This is a genomic window from Pseudarthrobacter sulfonivorans (assembly GCF_031454915.1).
Taxonomy (GTDB): domain Bacteria; phylum Actinomycetota; class Actinomycetes; order Actinomycetales; family Micrococcaceae; genus Arthrobacter; species Arthrobacter sulfonivorans_C.
On record NZ_JAVDRS010000008.1, the window covers coordinates 175,903 to 192,492 of the forward strand.

17 protein-coding genes are annotated in these 16,590 nt (G+C 65.2%); 11 read left to right on the forward strand and 6 right to left on the reverse strand.

The genetic code is table 11. The features are described 5' to 3' along the window. Positions 1-56: 56 nt before the first annotated feature. Positions 57-485 (reverse strand): phage holin family protein, encoded by a 429-nt coding sequence (locus J2808_RS17400; RefSeq protein WP_309819106.1) that lies wholly within the window; start codon positions 483-485, stop codon positions 57-59. A 156-nt stretch (positions 486-641) separates the two neighbouring features. Here J2808_RS17400 and J2808_RS17405 point away from each other — a divergent pair, with 156 nt between their 5' ends. The 5 genes from J2808_RS17405 to J2808_RS17425 all read left to right on the forward strand — a co-directional run bounded on the left by J2808_RS17405 (position 642) and on the right by J2808_RS17425 (position 6,346). Further along, positions 642-1,760, forward strand: a complete 1,119-nt coding sequence (locus tag J2808_RS17405; protein WP_309819107.1) for a histidinol-phosphate transaminase — start codon at positions 642-644, stop codon at positions 1,758-1,760. Positions 1,761-1,909: 149 nt separating this feature from the next. Then, the gene (locus J2808_RS17410) at positions 1,910-3,172 is read left to right on the forward strand and encodes a thiamine pyrophosphate-dependent dehydrogenase E1 component subunit alpha (protein ID WP_309819109.1); all 1,263 of its coding nucleotides are present in this window, start codon (positions 1,910-1,912) and stop codon (positions 3,170-3,172) included. Then, positions 3,172-4,152: an alpha-ketoacid dehydrogenase subunit beta gene (locus tag J2808_RS17415; protein ID WP_309819111.1), complete on the forward strand. Its 981-nt coding sequence runs from the start codon at positions 3,172-3,174 to the stop codon at positions 4,150-4,152. Before J2808_RS17410 ends, J2808_RS17415 begins: the two co-directional genes overlap by 1 nt. Before the next feature lie 51 nt (positions 4,153-4,203). After that, complete coding sequence (locus tag J2808_RS17420; protein ID WP_309819113.1) at positions 4,204-5,724, forward strand: 2-oxo acid dehydrogenase subunit E2; 1,521 nt, start codon at positions 4,204-4,206, stop codon at positions 5,722-5,724. Next, a complete protein-coding gene (locus tag J2808_RS17425) occupies positions 5,717-6,346 on the forward strand; it encodes a phosphatase PAP2 family protein (protein ID WP_309819114.1) in 630 nt (209 codons plus the stop codon). Before J2808_RS17420 ends, J2808_RS17425 begins: the two co-directional genes overlap by 8 nt. A gap of 78 nt (positions 6,347-6,424) precedes the next feature. On the opposite strand, the gene J2808_RS17430 is transcribed toward J2808_RS17425, so the two are convergent. From J2808_RS17430 to J2808_RS17440, 3 genes are all read right to left on the reverse strand, one after another. Then, positions 6,425-6,772, reverse strand: coding sequence for a hypothetical protein (locus tag J2808_RS17430; RefSeq protein ID WP_309819116.1), 348 nt, complete (start codon positions 6,770-6,772; stop codon positions 6,425-6,427). Between the two features lie 150 nt (positions 6,773-6,922). Further along, entirely contained in the window at positions 6,923-7,351 is a 429-nt protein-coding gene (locus J2808_RS17435; RefSeq protein WP_309819119.1) for a universal stress protein, read from the reverse strand. A gap of 52 nt (positions 7,352-7,403) precedes the next feature. Then, complete coding sequence (locus tag J2808_RS17440) at positions 7,404-8,711, reverse strand: aminotransferase-like domain-containing protein (RefSeq protein WP_309819121.1); 1,308 nt, start codon at positions 8,709-8,711, stop codon at positions 7,404-7,406. A 108-nt stretch (positions 8,712-8,819) separates the two neighbouring features. On the opposite strand from J2808_RS17440, the gene J2808_RS17445 reads away from it, so the two are divergent. After that, positions 8,820-9,656 (forward strand): isocitrate lyase/PEP mutase family protein, encoded by an 837-nt coding sequence (locus tag J2808_RS17445; RefSeq protein ID WP_309819123.1) that lies wholly within the window; start codon positions 8,820-8,822, stop codon positions 9,654-9,656. A gap of 25 nt (positions 9,657-9,681) precedes the next feature. Here J2808_RS17445 and J2808_RS17450 read toward each other — a convergent pair whose 3' ends face one another. Then, positions 9,682-10,056 (reverse strand): GerMN domain-containing protein, encoded by a 375-nt coding sequence (locus tag J2808_RS17450; protein WP_309819125.1) that lies wholly within the window; start codon positions 10,054-10,056, stop codon positions 9,682-9,684. Positions 10,057-10,066: 10 nt separating this feature from the next. On the opposite strand from J2808_RS17450, the gene J2808_RS17455 reads away from it, so the two are divergent. Continuing rightward, entirely contained in the window at positions 10,067-10,549 is a 483-nt protein-coding gene (locus J2808_RS17455; RefSeq protein WP_309819127.1) for a hypothetical protein, read from the forward strand. Positions 10,550-10,746: 197 nt separating this feature from the next. On the opposite strand, the gene J2808_RS17460 is transcribed toward J2808_RS17455, so the two are convergent. Continuing rightward, on the reverse strand, positions 10,747-11,304 hold the full coding sequence (locus tag J2808_RS17460; RefSeq protein ID WP_309819129.1) for an NAD(P)H-dependent oxidoreductase: 558 nt from the start codon (positions 11,302-11,304) through the stop codon (positions 10,747-10,749). 120 nt (positions 11,305-11,424) lie between these two features. On the opposite strand from J2808_RS17460, the gene J2808_RS17465 reads away from it, so the two are divergent. From J2808_RS17465 to J2808_RS17480, 4 genes are all read left to right on the forward strand, one after another. Beyond that, on the forward strand, positions 11,425-12,033 hold the full coding sequence (locus tag J2808_RS17465; RefSeq protein ID WP_309819131.1) for a TetR/AcrR family transcriptional regulator: 609 nt from the start codon (positions 11,425-11,427) through the stop codon (positions 12,031-12,033). A gap of 359 nt (positions 12,034-12,392) precedes the next feature. Beyond that, positions 12,393-13,376, forward strand: coding sequence for an ABC transporter permease (locus tag J2808_RS17470; protein ID WP_309819133.1), 984 nt, complete (start codon positions 12,393-12,395; stop codon positions 13,374-13,376). 2 nt (positions 13,377-13,378) lie between these two features. Continuing rightward, a complete protein-coding gene (locus J2808_RS17475; RefSeq protein WP_309819135.1) occupies positions 13,379-14,353 on the forward strand; it encodes an ABC transporter permease in 975 nt (324 codons plus the stop codon). Then, a complete protein-coding gene (locus J2808_RS17480) occupies positions 14,350-16,587 on the forward strand; it encodes an ABC transporter ATP-binding protein (RefSeq protein ID WP_309819137.1) in 2,238 nt (745 codons plus the stop codon). Before J2808_RS17475 ends, J2808_RS17480 begins: the two co-directional genes overlap by 4 nt. Positions 16,588-16,590: the final 3 nt, after the last annotated feature.

A 16,590-nucleotide genomic window follows, 5' to 3' on the forward strand; every position in this document is an offset into this window, starting at 1 on the left:
GGAGGGTGCGCTAAGCAGCGGGCCAGGTTGGCCGGGCTGGCGAGTTTGCCCAGCCGTTAACGCCTGCGGCCGCCCGGCACCCTGCCCGCCACGAGCGAGATGAGCGTGATGATGATCGCCGCGAGGACCGCTGTCCAGAAGAACGAATCGATGGTGAAATGCACCGGCGTGTAGCTGCTGAGCCAGGACGTCAGGTAAAGCATGGCGGCGTTGATGACGATCGTGAACAGGCCCAGCGTCAGGATGGTGATGGGCAAGGACAGGAAGCTGACCAGGGGGCGGACAAACGCGTTCACCACGCCGAAAATCACGCCGATGAACAGATAAGCCAGGATGATGCCGATGGTCTCCGTGCCCTGCGTTACGCCCGTGTTGGCCACAGCCTCGGTAGTGGCAGTTGTGGAGATATCGAGGCCCGGCAAAATCCAGCTGGCAATCCAGAGAGCCAGCCCGTTGATCAGGACCCGAACAATAAATGAGCGCATAGGTCCATGCTTTCACACCGCCCTGTGAGCTCCCCGGGCACGTCGTGGGGACGCAAGGCGCTTCGAGGAGGGCCCCAGCGCCGTCGTGAGTGCGCCAAGGCGGCCGGGGGTATCAGCCCGCTCCCGCCCTGCCCGGGAGAAAGTAGGCTAGTTTGCATGACGTCATCAGAAATCCTGTCTGGGGAAATCCGGCCACGCCCCGTGGTTGGCAGGCTTCCCCGCTATGCCGCAGGAAAGCCCCCGGCTACCGTGGACGGGCTGGCGAGCTACAAACTTTCCTCCAACGAGAACCCCCTGCCACCGCTCCCGGCCGTGCTGGACGCCATCGCCGGCCAGACGGACTTCAACCGTTACCCGGACCCGCTCAGCAGCAAGCTGCGTGTGGCGCTCGCCGAATTCCTGGACGTCCCGGCGGAGGACATTGTCACCGGCGCAGGAAGCCTCGGCGCCCTCAACCAGCTCCTGTCCACTTTTGCCGGCCAGAACGACGACGGCAAAGCCGACGAAGTGATCTATGCGTGGCGTTCGTTCGAGGCATACCCCATCAGCGTGGGCCTGGTTGGCGCGGAAAGCGTCCGGATCCCGCTCACGCCAGAAGGCCGCCACGACCTGGAGGCGATGGCTGCAGCCGTCACGGTCCGCACAAAGGTCGTCCTGCTCTGCACGCCGAACAACCCCACCGGCCCCGTCCTCACCACCGCGGAGACGGAGCGGTTCATCCAGGCCGTCCCGTCGGACGTGGTAGTGGTCATCGACGAGGCCTATCAGGAGTTCGTTCGCGCTGAGGACGCTGTGGACGGCATTGCCATGTACCGCAAATACCCCAACGTGGTGGTGCTCCGGACGTTCTCCAAGGCCCACGGACTCGCAGGCCTGCGGGTGGGCTACAGCGTCTCAAACCCCGGGCTGACCCAGTACCTGCGGGTGGCAGCCACACCTTTCGCCGTGTCACAGATCGCCGAACAGGCCGCGATTGTTTCGCTGCAGCATTACCCGCAGGTTGTAGAAAGGGTACAAAGCATCGTGGACGAACGTACCCGGGTAGCCTCCGGGCTGCGCGAGCTCGGCTGGTTTGTACCCGAGGCCCAGGGCAACTTTGTCTGGCTGGATCTTGGCGAAAACAGCGCGGAATTCGCCGAAATGGCAGGGGAGCAGGCGCTTTCGGTGCGGGCATTTGGCGGCGAGGGAGTCCGCGTCAGCATCGGTGAACCGGAAGCCAACAGCCGGTTCCTCCAGCTCTGTGCGAACTATACAAAGCCGCCGCGGCGTTCCTAGCGCTTAACATGCGCCAGAGGCGGCACCTACTGAAGATAAAGTAAGGACCAGTAAGCCAATATATATGCCAGCAGCGGAATGCATTCCTCAAGCGGCATATATCCCAGCGACATTGCAACGCATCCGCGTGCAGCAAGCAAGGAGACGGTATGGGCGCCACACATCTGCCCTCCACCGAGTTCGACGGAACAGCGGTAGACGACCAGCTCGAGGCCGAGGCTGAGGCCAGGCTGGGCGGCCCGGCCGAACCCATGGTGCAGTTGCTTGCACCCGACGGGACACTGGGCACAGACCCGGTCTTCTCGGCGTACGCGGATCGGCTGGACGCCGAGAAGCTCCGCGGCTTCTACGCCGACATGGCGAAGATCCGCCGGTTCGACGTGGAGGCAACCGCACTCCAGCGCCAGGGCCAGCTCGCGCTGTGGGTCCCGCTCACGGGCCAGGAAGGCGCGCAGATCGGCTCCGGCCGGGCCAGCCAGCCGCAGGACTACATCTTCCCCACCTACCGTGAACACGGTGTGGCGCTGACCCGCAACGTGGACCTCGCCGAACTCCTGCGCCAGTTCCGCGGCGTCTCCAACGGCGGCTGGAACCCCAAGGACACAAATTTCCACCTCTATACCCTGGTCCTTGCCGCGCAGACCCCGCACGCCGTCGGCTATGCGATGGGCATCCAGCGGGACCAGAAGCTCGCTGCCGCGGCCACTGCCGGAGCAGCTGACCGCCCGGCCGAGCCGAAGGCCGCAGTCATGGTTTACTTCGGTGACGGCGCCAGCTCCGAAGGCGACGTCCACGAATCCATGGTGTTCGCCTCCTCCTACAACGCGCCGGTGGTGTTCTTCTGCCAGAACAACCACTGGGCCATCTCCGTGCCCAGTTCCGTGCAGACGCGCATACCGCTGTCCAACCGTGCCAAAGGCTATGGCTTCCCAGGTATCCGTGTGGACGGCAACGATGTAATCGCCGTCCACGCCGTGACCGAGTGGGCCCTGGAACACGCCCGCGAGGGCAACGGGCCCGTGCTGATCGAGGCCTTCACCTACCGGGTCGGCGCACACACCACGGCCGATGACCCCACAAAGTACCGGGAATCATCCGAAGAAACACTCTGGCGGGCCAAAGATCCGCTCGACCGCCTGGAAAAGTACCTCCGTGCCCAGGGCCTGGCGGACGAGGCCTTCTTCGAGAAGGTCAAGGCCGACGGCGACGAACTGGCCGCCTACGTCCGCAAGACCACCCACGACCTCGAAACCCCGGACATCCGGACTGCCTTCGCCAATACGTATGTCGAGGCCCACCCCCTGGTGGCCGAGGAACTGGCCTGGTTCGAGGAGTACAGCGCGGGGTTCGTTGAGGAAGCGGAACCTGACAGCGCGGATAATGATGACGCAGCGACAGGAGCGGCCCGCTGATGACCACCATGACCATAGCCAAGGCCATTAACGAGGGCCTGCGTTCAACCCTGGGTAACAACCCCCGTTCCCTGCTGATGGGCGAGGACATTGGCGCCCTGGGCGGCGTCTACCGCGTCACCGACGGCCTCCTCGCGGAGTTCGGCGAAGACCGGGTGGTGGACACCCCCCTCGCAGAGTCCGGCATCATCGGCACGGCCATCGGCCTGGCCCTGCGCGGCTACCTGCCCATCTGCGAGATCCAGTTCGACGGCTTTGTCTTCCCCGGCTTCAACCAGATCACCACGCAACTCGCCAAGATGCACGCCCGCAGCAACGGCAACCTGACCGTTCCCGTAGTCATCCGCATCCCGTATGGCGGCGGAATCGGCTCGATCGAACACCACTCGGAATCACCGGAGGCACTGTTCGCCCACACCCCCGGCCTGCGAATCATCACGCCGTCGAACGCCCATGACGCCTACTGGATGATCCGCCAGGCGGTTGAGTGCCAGGATCCCGTGATCTTCTTCGAACCGAAGCGCCGCTACTGGCTCAAGGGCGAGGTCGACACCGAATCTCCCGGAGCATCGGCCGATCCGTTCAAGGCACACGTGTTGCGCGAAGGGACGGATGCCACGGTGGTGGCCTACGGACCGCTCGTGCCGGTGGCCCTTGCCGCGGCCGACGCCGCTGCCGAGGACGGCCGCAGCATCGAAGTCATCGACCTGCGCTCCATCTCCCCGATCGACTTCGACACGGTCACCGCTTCGGCCAAGAAAACCGGCCGCCTTGTGGTGGCCCATGAGGCGCCGACGTTCGGCGGTATCGGCGGCGAGATCGCAGCCCGGATCAGCGAACGCGCGTTCCTCTCACTGGAAGCTCCCGTGATCCGTGTTGGCGGCTTCCACATGCCGTACCCCGTGGCCAAGGTCGAGGAAGACTACCTTCCCGGCATCGACCGCATCCTTGAGGCGCTGGACCGCGCCTTGGCCTATTAGGCGCCCCGCCCCGCTGCGCCCGCCGCAAAACTCGTCGCAAAAGAGGACACCATGGCTCTGAACAAGTTCAACCTGCCCGACGTGGGCGAAGGCCTCACCGAGGCGGAAATCGTCGCCTGGAAGGTCAAGCCGGGCGATTCAGTCGCCGTCAACGACGTCCTGTGCGAAATCGAGACCGCAAAATCGCTCGTTGAGCTGCCGTCCCCTTTCGCCGGCACCGTCACCGAACTGCTGGTCCCTGAAGGTGTGACCATCGACGTCGGCACTGCCATTATCAGCGTCTCGGATGCCGTCTCCGGCGATCCGACTCCCGCCGATGTCCCGGCACCCGCCACTCCGGTCCAGCCTTTGTACGGCAAGCTTCCCGCGGACGACGGCGACACTTCAGGCGGTGCCCCGGCCGGCGGTCCGCTGGTGGGATCGGGTCCGAAGGCAGATGCCGTCAAGCGCCGTCCCCGGAAGGCGGCGCCAGCCACTCGTCCGGCGCCCTCCGCTTCCGTGTCGCGCAACGCCCCGGAAGTCGAGCCTGTGCAGCCGCACACCCTGGCTGAAGTCTCCGCAAAGCGGCAGGAGACTGCGGCAGGAACCGCCATGCCAAAGATTTCGACAGGCTCAGTCACCGAAGCCGTCGACAACCGGCCAACCCTCGGTGGAACCATCACGGGACTGGTGAACCGCGTCCTGGCCAAGCCGCCCGTCCGCAAAATCGCCCGGGACCTGGGCATCGACCTCGCCGACGTGGTGGCCACCGGCTTCCGCGGTGAAGTCACGCGTGAGGATCTGGTCAGCTACCAGGCCCAGCGTGACGCCGAACATGACAAAGCCGACGGTTTCTGGGGCACCGCCGGCAAGCCGCAGGACCAGCGGATCGAGCGGATTCCTGTCAAGGGTGTCCGCAAGGCGACTGCCAAAGCCATGGTGGAATCGGCTTTCTCGGCGCCGCACGTGAGCATCTTTGTCGACGTTGACGCCAGCCGCACCATGGAATTCGTCAAGCGGCTGAAGGCGTCACGCGATTTTGAGGGGGTCAGGGTTTCGCCGCTGCTGATCCTGGCCAAGGCCGTCATCTGGGCCGCAGCCCGGAACCCCAGTGTCAACGCCACGTGGGTGGACAACGTGGGCGGGACCGATGCCGCCGAAATCCAGGTCAAGCACTACATGAACCTGGGCATTGCCGCAGCCACCCCGCGCGGGCTGATGGTTCCGAACATCAAGGACGCGCAGGATCTCTCCCTCAAAGAGCTGGCGCTGGCGCTGAACAACCTGGCAACCACCGCCCGCGCGGGTAAAACCCAGCCGGCGGAGATGCAGGGCGGAACACTGACCATCACCAACATCGGTGCACTGGGGATCGATACTGGAACACCCATCATCAACCCGGGCGAAGTGGCCATCGTGGCCTTCGGAACCATCAAGCAGAAGCCCTGGGTCCTGGACGGCGAAGTCATCCCCCGCTGGATCACCACGCTCGGCGGTTCCTTCGACCACAGGGTGGTTGACGGTGACCTGTCCGCCCGGTTTATGGCCGACGTCGCGGCGATCCTGGAGGAGCCGGCGCTTCTTCTTGACTAGGACCACCACGGCGGCGAGCCCCGACGGGCTCCGCGCCAGGAACCGGACCGCCAAATGGCTGACCGAGGTTTTCCAGCCTCCTGTGGTGGTGACGCTGCAGTTGCTCATCAGCCCCGTGATAGAGGCGGGCTTCCCGGGGACCATTGTGTATGGGGCGCTGGCTGCCCTTTTTGTCTGTGTGCTGCCACTGTTCGTGCTGCTCGGCCTCGTGAGGCTGGGCAAGGTGACGGATCACCATGTCAGCAACCGCCATCAGCGTGCGCCGGTGCTGCTTATGGCGCTGGCGTCTGTCATCGCAGGGCTGGTGGTGCTGGAGGCGCTAGGGGCGCCGCGGAGTGTTGTGCTCATGGTGCTGGCCATCGTCGCCGGCATCGTGGTGCTGGCCGTTGTCAGCCCGTTCTGGAAGATCAGCGGGCACGCGGCCGCCGTGTCGTCGGCGGCCACGATTACCGTCCTGATGCTAGGACCGGCCTGGCTGCCCCTTCTCATGCTGATCCCCGCCGTCGGCTGGTCCCGCGTGGTGCTTCGCGCACACACACGGGCCCAGGTAGTCGCCGGCTCGCTGTTCGGCACGCTGGTGATGGCCGGCCTGTGGTGGCTCCTGCGCGGCTGGCTCCTCTAGCCGCCAGACAGCGAGCAGCGCAGAACTGCGTCGGAGCATGAGACCTTCAAACCGGTCACTGCCAGCACCAGGCTGTTATCAGTAGGCGTAGGCCGAGTAGGCCGTCAGCATCTCGACCATTTCTGGACTTCCGGCCTGCGTTCCGGCCAGGGCCGCGCATGTTCCGAACAGCAGGCCGCCGAAGATGATGGCGGCGGAGGAGATGGCGGAGAAGAACTTCCAGTCCTCGCGCAGGACGCTCTGGATGGTGTCCGGCAGGCGGAGACCCGGAGCAATGAGGTTGGGGGCGCTGTCCACGGAGCCGTCATCCAGGAGCGCGATGACCCGGCCGTTGCTGTGATCCACCCGCATGGAGCAGATGTGGTTGCCATGGCGGGCAAGGAGGATGTCGTGGCCGACAAGTTGGCGGCGCTGGAGAGTAAGCAAGGGGGCCCCTTTGGCTGAAGTGGAGAGTGATTGACCGCTCCGTTGGGGGCACCTCCATTTTATCGCCTGGGCACTGCAGAATCTGGCCTTATTGGGGGTGAGAACGGACACCATGCACCCGGCGCCGGGTGCATGGTGTCCGGTGATCAGTCAGTCGGCGTCGTAGGTGTTGGCGATGTAGACGTCGCAGTTAGCGTTGTGGGCCACGCTGTTGGCTACGCTGCCCAGCACCCGGCCAATGCCGCGCATCCGCCGGTTGCCCACCACGATCATCTGGGCGCCAAGGCGCTCGGCTTCGCTGATTAGTGCGTCGGCCGGCTTGCCGCGGGCCGCCGAGTAGGTGACCTTGATGGAACCGGCGAGGGAATCGGCAACGGTCTTGGCAACGTGCTCGGCGCCGTCGGCGTCGGAAACGATCCACTGGTCGCTGCCGGAGCCGAAGATCTCGGTGCGGTCGCTGTCGAAGGCAGAGACCACGTGCAGCGACGCGCCAACGGCTGCGGCGAGATCCCGGGCCGATTCGGCGGCCTTCTTGGCCGTCCCGCTGCCGTCAACGCCCACAACAATAATTCCGCTCATGCTTGGCACTCCTTGTTCGATATGAAATTGGCCATTCTCAGTCCCGCCAACGTTACAACGCAGCGAGGGATTCCCGCAGTACTCCGGCCAACCGGCGAACGCCTTCCTCAATGGCGGCAGGCGGAACGGCGCTGAACGCCAGCCGCAGCCTGTTGGAGGGCTCATCCGACGGCGTGAATGCAGCGCCCGGGATAAAGACGACGCCGGCGTCGATGGCCTTTTGGAGCAGGGGGTATGTATCCACGCCCTCCGGCAGCGTGACCCACACGAAAAAGCCGCCCTCGGGGCTGGTCCAGCTGGTACCAGCCGGCATGTGTTCGTCCAGTGCGGTGAGCATCGCCGCGCACCGTTCGGTGTACAGGCCGCGGTAGGTTTCGACCTGGCCCTTCCAGTCGTAGTCGCGGAGGTAGGCGGACACCAGCATCTGGTTCAACGTGGGCGGGCACAGCGTGACGGACTCCGACGCCAGGTAATAGCGCCGCTGGAGATGCTCCGGGACCAGTGCCCAGCCGATGCGCAGGCCAGGGGCGAAAATCTTGGAGAAGGAACCCAGATAGATGACATCGGCGGGGTTGGCCGCACGCAGCGGCTCCAAGGGCTCGCCGGTGTAGCGCAGCAGGCCGTAGGGGTTATCCTCCAGAACCAGAATATTCGCATTGCGGCATATATCGACGATCTTCTGCCGGCGCTCACTGGCCAGGGTGATCCCTGATGGGTTGTTGAAGTTGGGGATGGTGTAGAGGAACTTGATGCTTTTCCCGGCGGTCTGGAGTGCTGCGATCCTGGCCTCCAACAGCTCGGGCACCAGGCCGTCCTGGTCCATCTCCACGGTGGCTACCTCCACCTGGTAGGACTCGAATGTGTTGAGGGCCCCCACGTACGTGGGATTTTCAACCAGCACCACGTCTCCCGGGTTGCAGAAGACCTTGGTGGCCACGTCCTGGGCCGACTGGGAGCCGGCTGTGATCACCACGTTTTGCGGCAGGGCGTCCAGAATTCCTTCGGCCGCCATGACCTCGCAGATCTGGGTGCGGAGTTCCTCCGTGCCTTGGCCGCCGCCGTACTGCAGCGCGGTCAGCCCGTCGGTGGCAATAATGCCGGCTGCCGTCGCTGCCAGCCGCTCCAGTGGAAGTGACTGCAGGTAGGGGCTGCCGCCGGCGAGGGACACCAGCCCCGGACGAAGGGAGATGTCGAATACGTCCCGGACAGCGGATTGTTTGATGTTGGCTGCGCGCTCCGAAAACAGCGCCTCGTGCGGATGGGCCGAGCGGTGGGCGGACGTGGCCGCGCGCTCGATGGCGTCAATGGCTTCGGCTGGGAGCGGCGGCGCTGCTGCAGCGTCAAGTGTTTCGTGGGTCACATCCTCAGGATACAGCCGTCAGTTGCTAATAAGGCAACACCTGTTGTTCAAATGAGCAGAATGGGAAACTCCCTTTACGGGCGGGCCATGAGGGGCTGGAATGGACCAATGACAAATTCCGCCGCAGGCGCAGCCGGGTTCCACGCCCTCCATCAGCCCGGCCGTGCACCGCTCCTCCTGGTCAATGCGTGGGATGCGGCGTCGGCGAAGCTTGTTGAGGAAGCTGGAGCCACTGCGATCGCCACATCCAGTTCCGCGATTTCCTGGAGCCTGGGCTATCCGGACGGTAACCGCCTGCCCCGTGGACTGGCCTTGGACGCGCTCACGAGGATTGTTGCAGCCACCAGCCTTCCCGTGACGGCTGACATCGAGACCGGTTATGCCGGCGGGGGTGAAAACTACCATCACTCCCTCCTCGGGGACACCATCCGTGCGGTGCTGGACGCCGGCGCGGTAGGGGTCAACTTTGAGGACGCCGACGGCGGGGAGCTCACCAATGTCGAGGAACAATGCCGCCGCTTGGCGGTGATCCGGGAGACCGCCGCAACGGCCGGCGTCGACCTTTTTATCAACGCGCGCACGGACACCTACCTGTCCGGCACGTATGGGGAGGATGCCTTTGAGGAGACGGTCCGCCGTGCCGAGGCGTACTTGGCGGCAGGGGCCAGCGGCATCTTTGTGCCGGGCGTGACAGATCTCCATGTCCTGCATGAGCTCGCCCGCCGCCTGCCCGCACCACTGAACGCGCTCGCGGGGGTGGGAGCGCCGTCGGTGGGGGAACTGCACGACGCCGGTGTGCGGCGGATCAGCATTGGCGGCAACGCTGCCAAGGCGGCTTATGCGACGGTCTTCAGGGTGGCCGAAGAGATCCTCGGCGACGGCAACTGGTCCGAACTGGCCGGCGCGCGGAGCCATGCTGAAATGGACGCGCTTTTCGAGAACTGAGGCGGGGACTGAACTGCCTAGGGCGTTACTTGAGGCTCAGCGCTTCGGTCAGGCCCGCACCATTGACATAGATCTCGGCGCGGATGGCGCCGACGGACGCGACGGCGGTCTGCGTGAGTTGGGCCTCGATCCGGGGGATATCGCACACTCCGCCCGGGCGGAGTGTCCCGGACAGATAGACGGTGACGGTGGTGCCGTCGAAGCTACCGGACAGGAACGTCAGCGTTGAGGCCGCCAGGGCGTTGTACAGCCCGGGAGCAGGCTTTGCGGATCCGTCCAGCAGGGCGTTCATGGCGGCGGGCAACGGTTCGGCGGATCCGGCCACGGAGCGGCGGACGCTGGCCAGGCTGTCATTGCAGCCAAAGCGCACACCTCCGGCTCCGCCGTCGTCAAGCAGCACATAGTATGCCGTGACCAGCCTGGCCCCGGGATCCTGGCTGGGGGATCCGGTGGATGGCCGGGCCGGCGGCGGCGCCGAGGCCTCGGGTGTAGGGGACGGGCGGGGCGCCGCAGAGGGGATCGTGCCGGGCACGGACCCCGCACCGGGCACTGGGGCAGTGCCGCCGGTCTCCGGTGTTCCCGCGGAGACCGGAGGGGTGGGCGACTGTTGGGCGGGTGGCGCGGCAGCTTCAACCGGCGCGGTCAGGGGCGGGGGAGGAGCCTGCGGCCGGGGAGCCGGGGCCGGAACGGTGCCGGGTTCCGTGGGTTCAACGGCAGTGGCCCCCGCGGGGGTGCCGCTGCCGGCGGAAGGAACGGACCCGGGAGAGCAGGAACCGAGCCACAGCGGAAGCGTCAGCGCCGCCGCCGTCGCCGTCGCCAAGAGTCCCCCGGACCTCCAGATGCCTGCCATGCCCGCACCGCGTTCCAATCTCCGTGTGCTTCTCGTGCATTAACGGTACGGCGATGCCGGGGCCCTGAAAATGCCCGCGCGGTACCGGTTGGGGCAAGAGTTGGTCACGCCCGCTCCCGGTGACGCCCCGCGCGCTCACGGTGCGGTAACAAAATGCCCGGACAGACTGATGCCCCGGGCACCTCTCTGGTGGCCGGGGCATTCAGCTGGCGTGATCGCGGGATTCTGCCCGCGGCGGCCTTAAGCCGCGGGCTGTGCTGCAGTGAGGGCGTCGAAGACGCCCTTGATCTGCTCCACGACCTCGGCGTCGTCCTTCGGGTGCAGCTCGGCGAAGCGGACCATTGAACCCGGAACGGCCAGCTTGACGTCCTCCAGGACTTGGGCGCCGGCGATGCCGACGGCCTTGCGGGCCTCGTCTTGTGCCCATACGCCGCCGAACTGGCCAAAGGCGGTACCGACGACGGCGGTGGGCTTGCCTGCGAGGGCGCCGGCGCCGAAGGGGCGGGACAGCCAGTCGATGGCGTTCTTCAGCGAAGCCGGGACCGTACCGTTGTGCTCCGGGGTGACCAGGAGGAGGGTGTCGGCTTCGTTGGCGGCGGCGCGGAGGGCGGCGGCCGCAGCGGGGATCTGCCCCTCAACGTCAATGTCTTCGTTGTAGAACGGGATGTTGCCCAGGCTTTCGTGGATGACCACGTCAACCTGCTCGGGAGCGTTCAGCTGGATGGCCTCGGCGAGCTGCTGATTGGTGGATCCAGCGCGGAGGCTGCCAACAAGGGTAAGGACGGTGTTCTTTGACATACTGACTCCTGTGGTCGGGCTGCGGCGGGGACCGCTGGCCGGTGGAAGGGGGCATTGCTGCCTCTGAGGGATAAACGGACCATGGTCCGGTTAATATTCCCAGCAGCTAGAATATGGAGTGTGAGCTACATCCCACTGCTGCCCGGGCCGCACCCAGGCCCCGCTGCCGAGCGCAGGGACGCGGCGCGGAACCGGGAACGGCTTCTGACCGCGGCTCGGGAACTGATTGCTGAATGTGGCGTGGAAGCCCTCACCATGGACGGGCTGGCCGAGCGGGCCGGGGTAGGCAAGGGAACCGTCTTCCGCCGGTTCGGGAGCCGGACCGGGCTCATGATGACGCTGCTGAGCGACTCAGAGGCCGCCTTCCAGGCCGGCTTTATGTTCGGTGCGCCGCCCTTGGGGCCGGGGGCTACGGCTTTGGAGCGGCTAGTCGCTTTTGGTGCGGCGCGGATCGCCTATGTCCTCGAACACGGGGACCTGGTGCGCGCCGCGGAGAGCACAGACCAGGACCGCCACGAGGTACCCGCGGCCTTGCTGTCGCAACGCCATGTCGAGCTCCTGCTGCGGGCCGGGGGCATGGATGCGGACCCCGGCCTGATGGCCATGGCGCTGACGGCAACCCTTGACCCGGAGCGGCTGCTGCACGCTGTGCGTATTCGGGGTGTGGCACCCGAGCGGCTGACGGCCACGTGGCGCGAACTTGTCACACGGGTTATTGGCAGGCCGTAGGCTACGCGAAAATCCGGTCAATCGTCCAGTCAAATCAATTTTACTGAATTATTCATAACGATCTGATACGGTACGGGCGTTTCCGCTCGCTGGCGGGCTTTCCGGCCCGTTCTATGTGGTAGTTTCCTCTGGAATGTGACCCGCAACATAGTCCACTATCCGGGCATGCTGTGACGGTCGCGGGAGACCGGCGACGCGCTGGTAGACGCCTGGCAGCCGCGAGACCCGTAGGTTGCCGGAAATCGGAAGGATCTGGAACATGGATGTAATCACTGCAAGCAGTCCATTGACAGCCCAAGGCGATCCCTTGGGGCTTTCTTCCGCAGTCCAGGCGGCCCCGATCCTGGAATAGACGCCACATGCTCCGGTACCTCGCCAAACGCGGCATCACCTATGTTTTTATGATCTTCCTGACCACTTCGGCCGGGTACTTCCTGGCGGTCAGTTCGCTCAAACCCGCGCTCCTGGAACAGGAGCGGATTCCGCGCCCGACGCCCGAGCAGGTTGCCAGTTCCATGCGCCTGAAGGGACTGGACCCGGACCTCAGTCCGTGGGAGCGCTACGTCCAGTGGCTGACCGGGATCGTGACCCGCTGGGATTGGGGCCGCAGCCCCAACGGCGCTTTCATCAACGCTGAGTTCGGCGACCGCGTCTGGATCTCCACCCGGCTCTTCCTCGGCGCCATCATCCTCACGCTGGTGATCGGCGTTGCCCTCGGCGTGTACTCGGCGGCCCGCCAGTACAAGTTCCAGGACCGGGTCATCACCTCCTACAGCTACCTCGCGTACATCGTGCCCGCACCCATTGCGTACTTCCTGGTGCAGCTGGGTGCCATCAACATCAACGAGACTGTCGGGGAACGCATCTTCTTCGTGACGGGTATTTCCACACCCGGTATGGCGCCGGGATGGGCCCAGTTCGTGGACATGCTGGCGCACTACGCGGTGCCCACCATCGCCATCACCCTGGTGGGCTGGGGCTCGTACCAGATCGCCCAGCGGCAGTATTTGTTGGACAACGTCAACGCTGACTTTGTCCGCACGGCCCGCGCCAAGGGCCTGACCCGAAACCAGGCCATCTCCCGGCACGCTCTCCGGGTGTCCTTCATCCCCGTTGCCCAGAGCATCGCCTTCACCATCCCGGCCATTTTCGCGGGCGGCTTCTTCGCGGAGAAGATCTTCGCCTGGCCTGGCGTCGGTTCCTGGAGCATCGACGCGATCGCGCTGCAGGACGTGAATGCCGCAACGGCAACCCTGGCGTACGGCTCGGTCATCTTCGCCATCGGCGCCATCCTCGCCGACTTCGCAACCACGCTTGTTGACCCGAGAGTGCGGGTGCAGTAGCCATGACCAACCTCAATGCCGTCGATCCGGCAGCTGTCGCCCAGGACGCGCACCTGGAGGGCGCAGATGTGGTGCTGGCCAAATCCGCCATCATTTTCCGACGCTTCATGCGCAACAGAACTGCCGTCGCGGGGATGGCGATCTTCCTGGCGTTGACCCTCTTCTCGTTCGTCGGCGGCTTTTTCACCTCCTGGGACAAAGAAACCATCGACCCCTTCAACATCGGGATGCCTCCCTCCGGCGACCACTATCTCGGCACGTCGCAGGCGGGCATCGATCTCTACGCCTTGACCGTTGAAGGTACGCGCATTTCGATTCTGATCGGCCTGATTGTGGGCCTGGTGTCTGTCCTGATTGCCGCCGTGTACGGCTGCGCCATGGCCTATTTCGGCGGGAAAGTGGACAAGGTAATGCTCTTTGTCCTCGAGGCGCTCATCATGATGCCTGCCCTGCTGGTGGTGGCGGTAGCCACGAGCGGCGGCGGGGACGCCCTGAAGAAGAACCTCCCCAGCTGGCTCCTGCTGATTATCGTGCTCCTGGTGTTCAGCTGGATGGGCACCGCCAGGCTGATCCGCTCCCTGTCCATGTCGCTGATGCAGCGGGACTTCGTCAAGGCAGCCCAATACATGGGCGTTCCGCCAAGCAGGATCGTGTGGCGGCACCTGGTGCCCAACATCGGGTCGCTGCTTGTCCTGGACATTACGCGCGGCGTCACCGGCGCCATCCTGGCGGAGGTGGCCTTCTCCTTCATCGGCATCGGCATCAAGCTTCCCGATGTGAGCCTGGGTGTGCTGATCGGCGGAGCCACCTCGCAGGTCCAGACTTTCCCCTGGATGTTCTGGGTTCCCCTGACCGTGATGTTCCTGCTGACAGGGTCCCTGGCCATGATGAATGACGGCCTGCGGGACGCCTTCGACCCCAGCTCCAGTTCGGTTGGCCGGGCTAAAAAGGACAGCGGACTGAGGAAGGGCAAATGAGCAACGGAACGTTTATCGAGCCGGCTGACCAGGCCCCTGCAACAGCGGAACGGCTCCACGTGGCGGGCCTGCACTCGCCGTCGGACGCAGTGCTGTCTGTCCGGGACCTGAATGTCAGCTTCAATTCCGAGAACGGGTCAGTGCACGCCGTGCGTGGAGTCGACTTTGACCTCCTGCCCGGCAAGACACTGGGCATCGTGGGGGAGTCGGGGTCCGGCAAGTCGGTAACGTCGCTGGCCATCATGGGGCTGCTGCCGGCCACGGCGGAGGTCTCCGGCTCGGTGCGGCTCAAAGGCAAGGAACTGCTGGGCCTCAGCGACAAGGCCATGTGCGCCTATCGGGGCAACGACATCGCCATGGTGTTCCAGGACCCGCTGTCATCGCTCACCCCGGTGTACACGGTGGGGACCCAGATTACCGAAGCCCTTACCATCCACAACCCCGGCATGAGCAAACTGGCGAAGGAAGCCCGCGCCGTCGAACTTCTGGCGATGGTGGGCATCCCCAGCCCGAAGAACAGGCTCAAGGCCTTCCCGCACGAGTTCTCCGGCGGCATGCGCCAACGCGTCATGATCGCCATCGCCATCGCCAACAACCCGCGCGTGCTGATTGCGGATGAGCCGACGACGGCCCTGGACGTCACCATCCAGGCCCAGGTGCTTGAGGTGCTGCATACCGCACAGGAGGAGACGGGTGCCGCCGTCGTCATGATCACGCACGATCTGGGCGTGGTGGCGGGCATCGCTGACGACATCATGGTGATGTACGCCGGAAAACCGGTGGAAACCGGCACCGTGGACGACATCTACTACAACCCCCGCATGCCCTACACAATGGGCCTGCTGGGCGCGGTGCCCCGTGTGGACGTTGCGGAGAAGTCCTCGCTGGTCCCGATCGACGGTATCCCGCCGAATCTGTTGCATACTCCCACCGGCTGCTCCTTCGCCCCGCGGTGCCCGCTGGCGATCGAGGCCTGCCTCGACGGCGAGCCGCCGCTGCTGGCGGCCGAGGGAAGCGCCGGGCACCACGCCGCCTGCATCAGATCCGGTGAGCTCGGTGCGGATGTGGACGTCCTCGAGATCTTCTCGGCGCCGCCGGTGTCCGTGTCCCGGTTTGACGCTATCCCGCGCGGGGAACGCTCAACGGTGCTGGAACTCAAGGACGTCCGCAAGCATTTCCCGCTGACCAAGGGCGCCCTGCTCAAGCGGCGCATCGGCACTGTTAAAGCGGTGGATGGCCTGAGCTTCGACATCCGCGAAGGCGAGTGCTTCTCCATCGTGGGGGAGTCCGGTTCCGGTAAAACCACCACCCTCCTGGAAATCATGGAGTTCCATAAGGACCAGGACGGCGAGGTGATCATCGGCGGGATCAGCAACAAGCAGGCCGCCGATGCCAAGACGAAGGGGGCCATGCGCAGGGAAATGCAGATGGTTTTCCAGGATCCCACCGGAGCCCTGGACCCGCGTTTCACGGTGTATGAGGTGCTGGCCGAACCGCTCCAGAACGCCGGCATGGACAAGCGGGCCATCAAGAAGCGCATCATGGAGCTGATGAAGCTCGTGGGTCTGCAGCCCGACCACGTCAACCGTTTCCCCAACCAGTTCTCCGGCGGCCAGCGGCAGCGCGTCGGCATTGCCAGGGCGCTGGCCGTGAACCCGAAGCTTGTAGTCCTGGACGAACCGGTGTCCGCGCTGGACGTGTCCGTCCAGGCCGGCGTCATCAACCTCCTGGACAAGCTCCGCGCCGAACTGGGCCTCAGCTACCTGATGGTGGCACATGATCTTTCCGTGGTCCGGCACATCTCCAACAGGGTGGCCGTGATGTACCTCGGCAAGATCGTGGAAATCGGTGAGGTGGACCGGGTCTTTGACAACCCGCGCCACCCGTACACGCGCGCCCTGCTGTCCGCCATCCCCGTTCCGGATCCGCAGTTCGAGCGGACCCGGGAGCGGATCATCCTGAAAGGCGACCTGCCTTCGCCGCTGGATGCGCCCAAGGGCTGCAACTTTGCTACCCGCTGCCCCGTGTTCGCTGCCCTTCCTGCAGTCAAGCAGGAGCGCTGCCTCACCCTGGAGCCGCCACTCGAAGCTGTCCGGCAATCCCCGGCGGTGCAGGCCCTCGAAGCCGGCCCCCCGGCGTCCCTGGACCAGCAGTTCGCCTGCTTCTTCCCGGACGGTGAACTGGACGAGGACATGCTGGTGGTCCATGAAACGGCGGACCCCCATGCACCCTAGGTT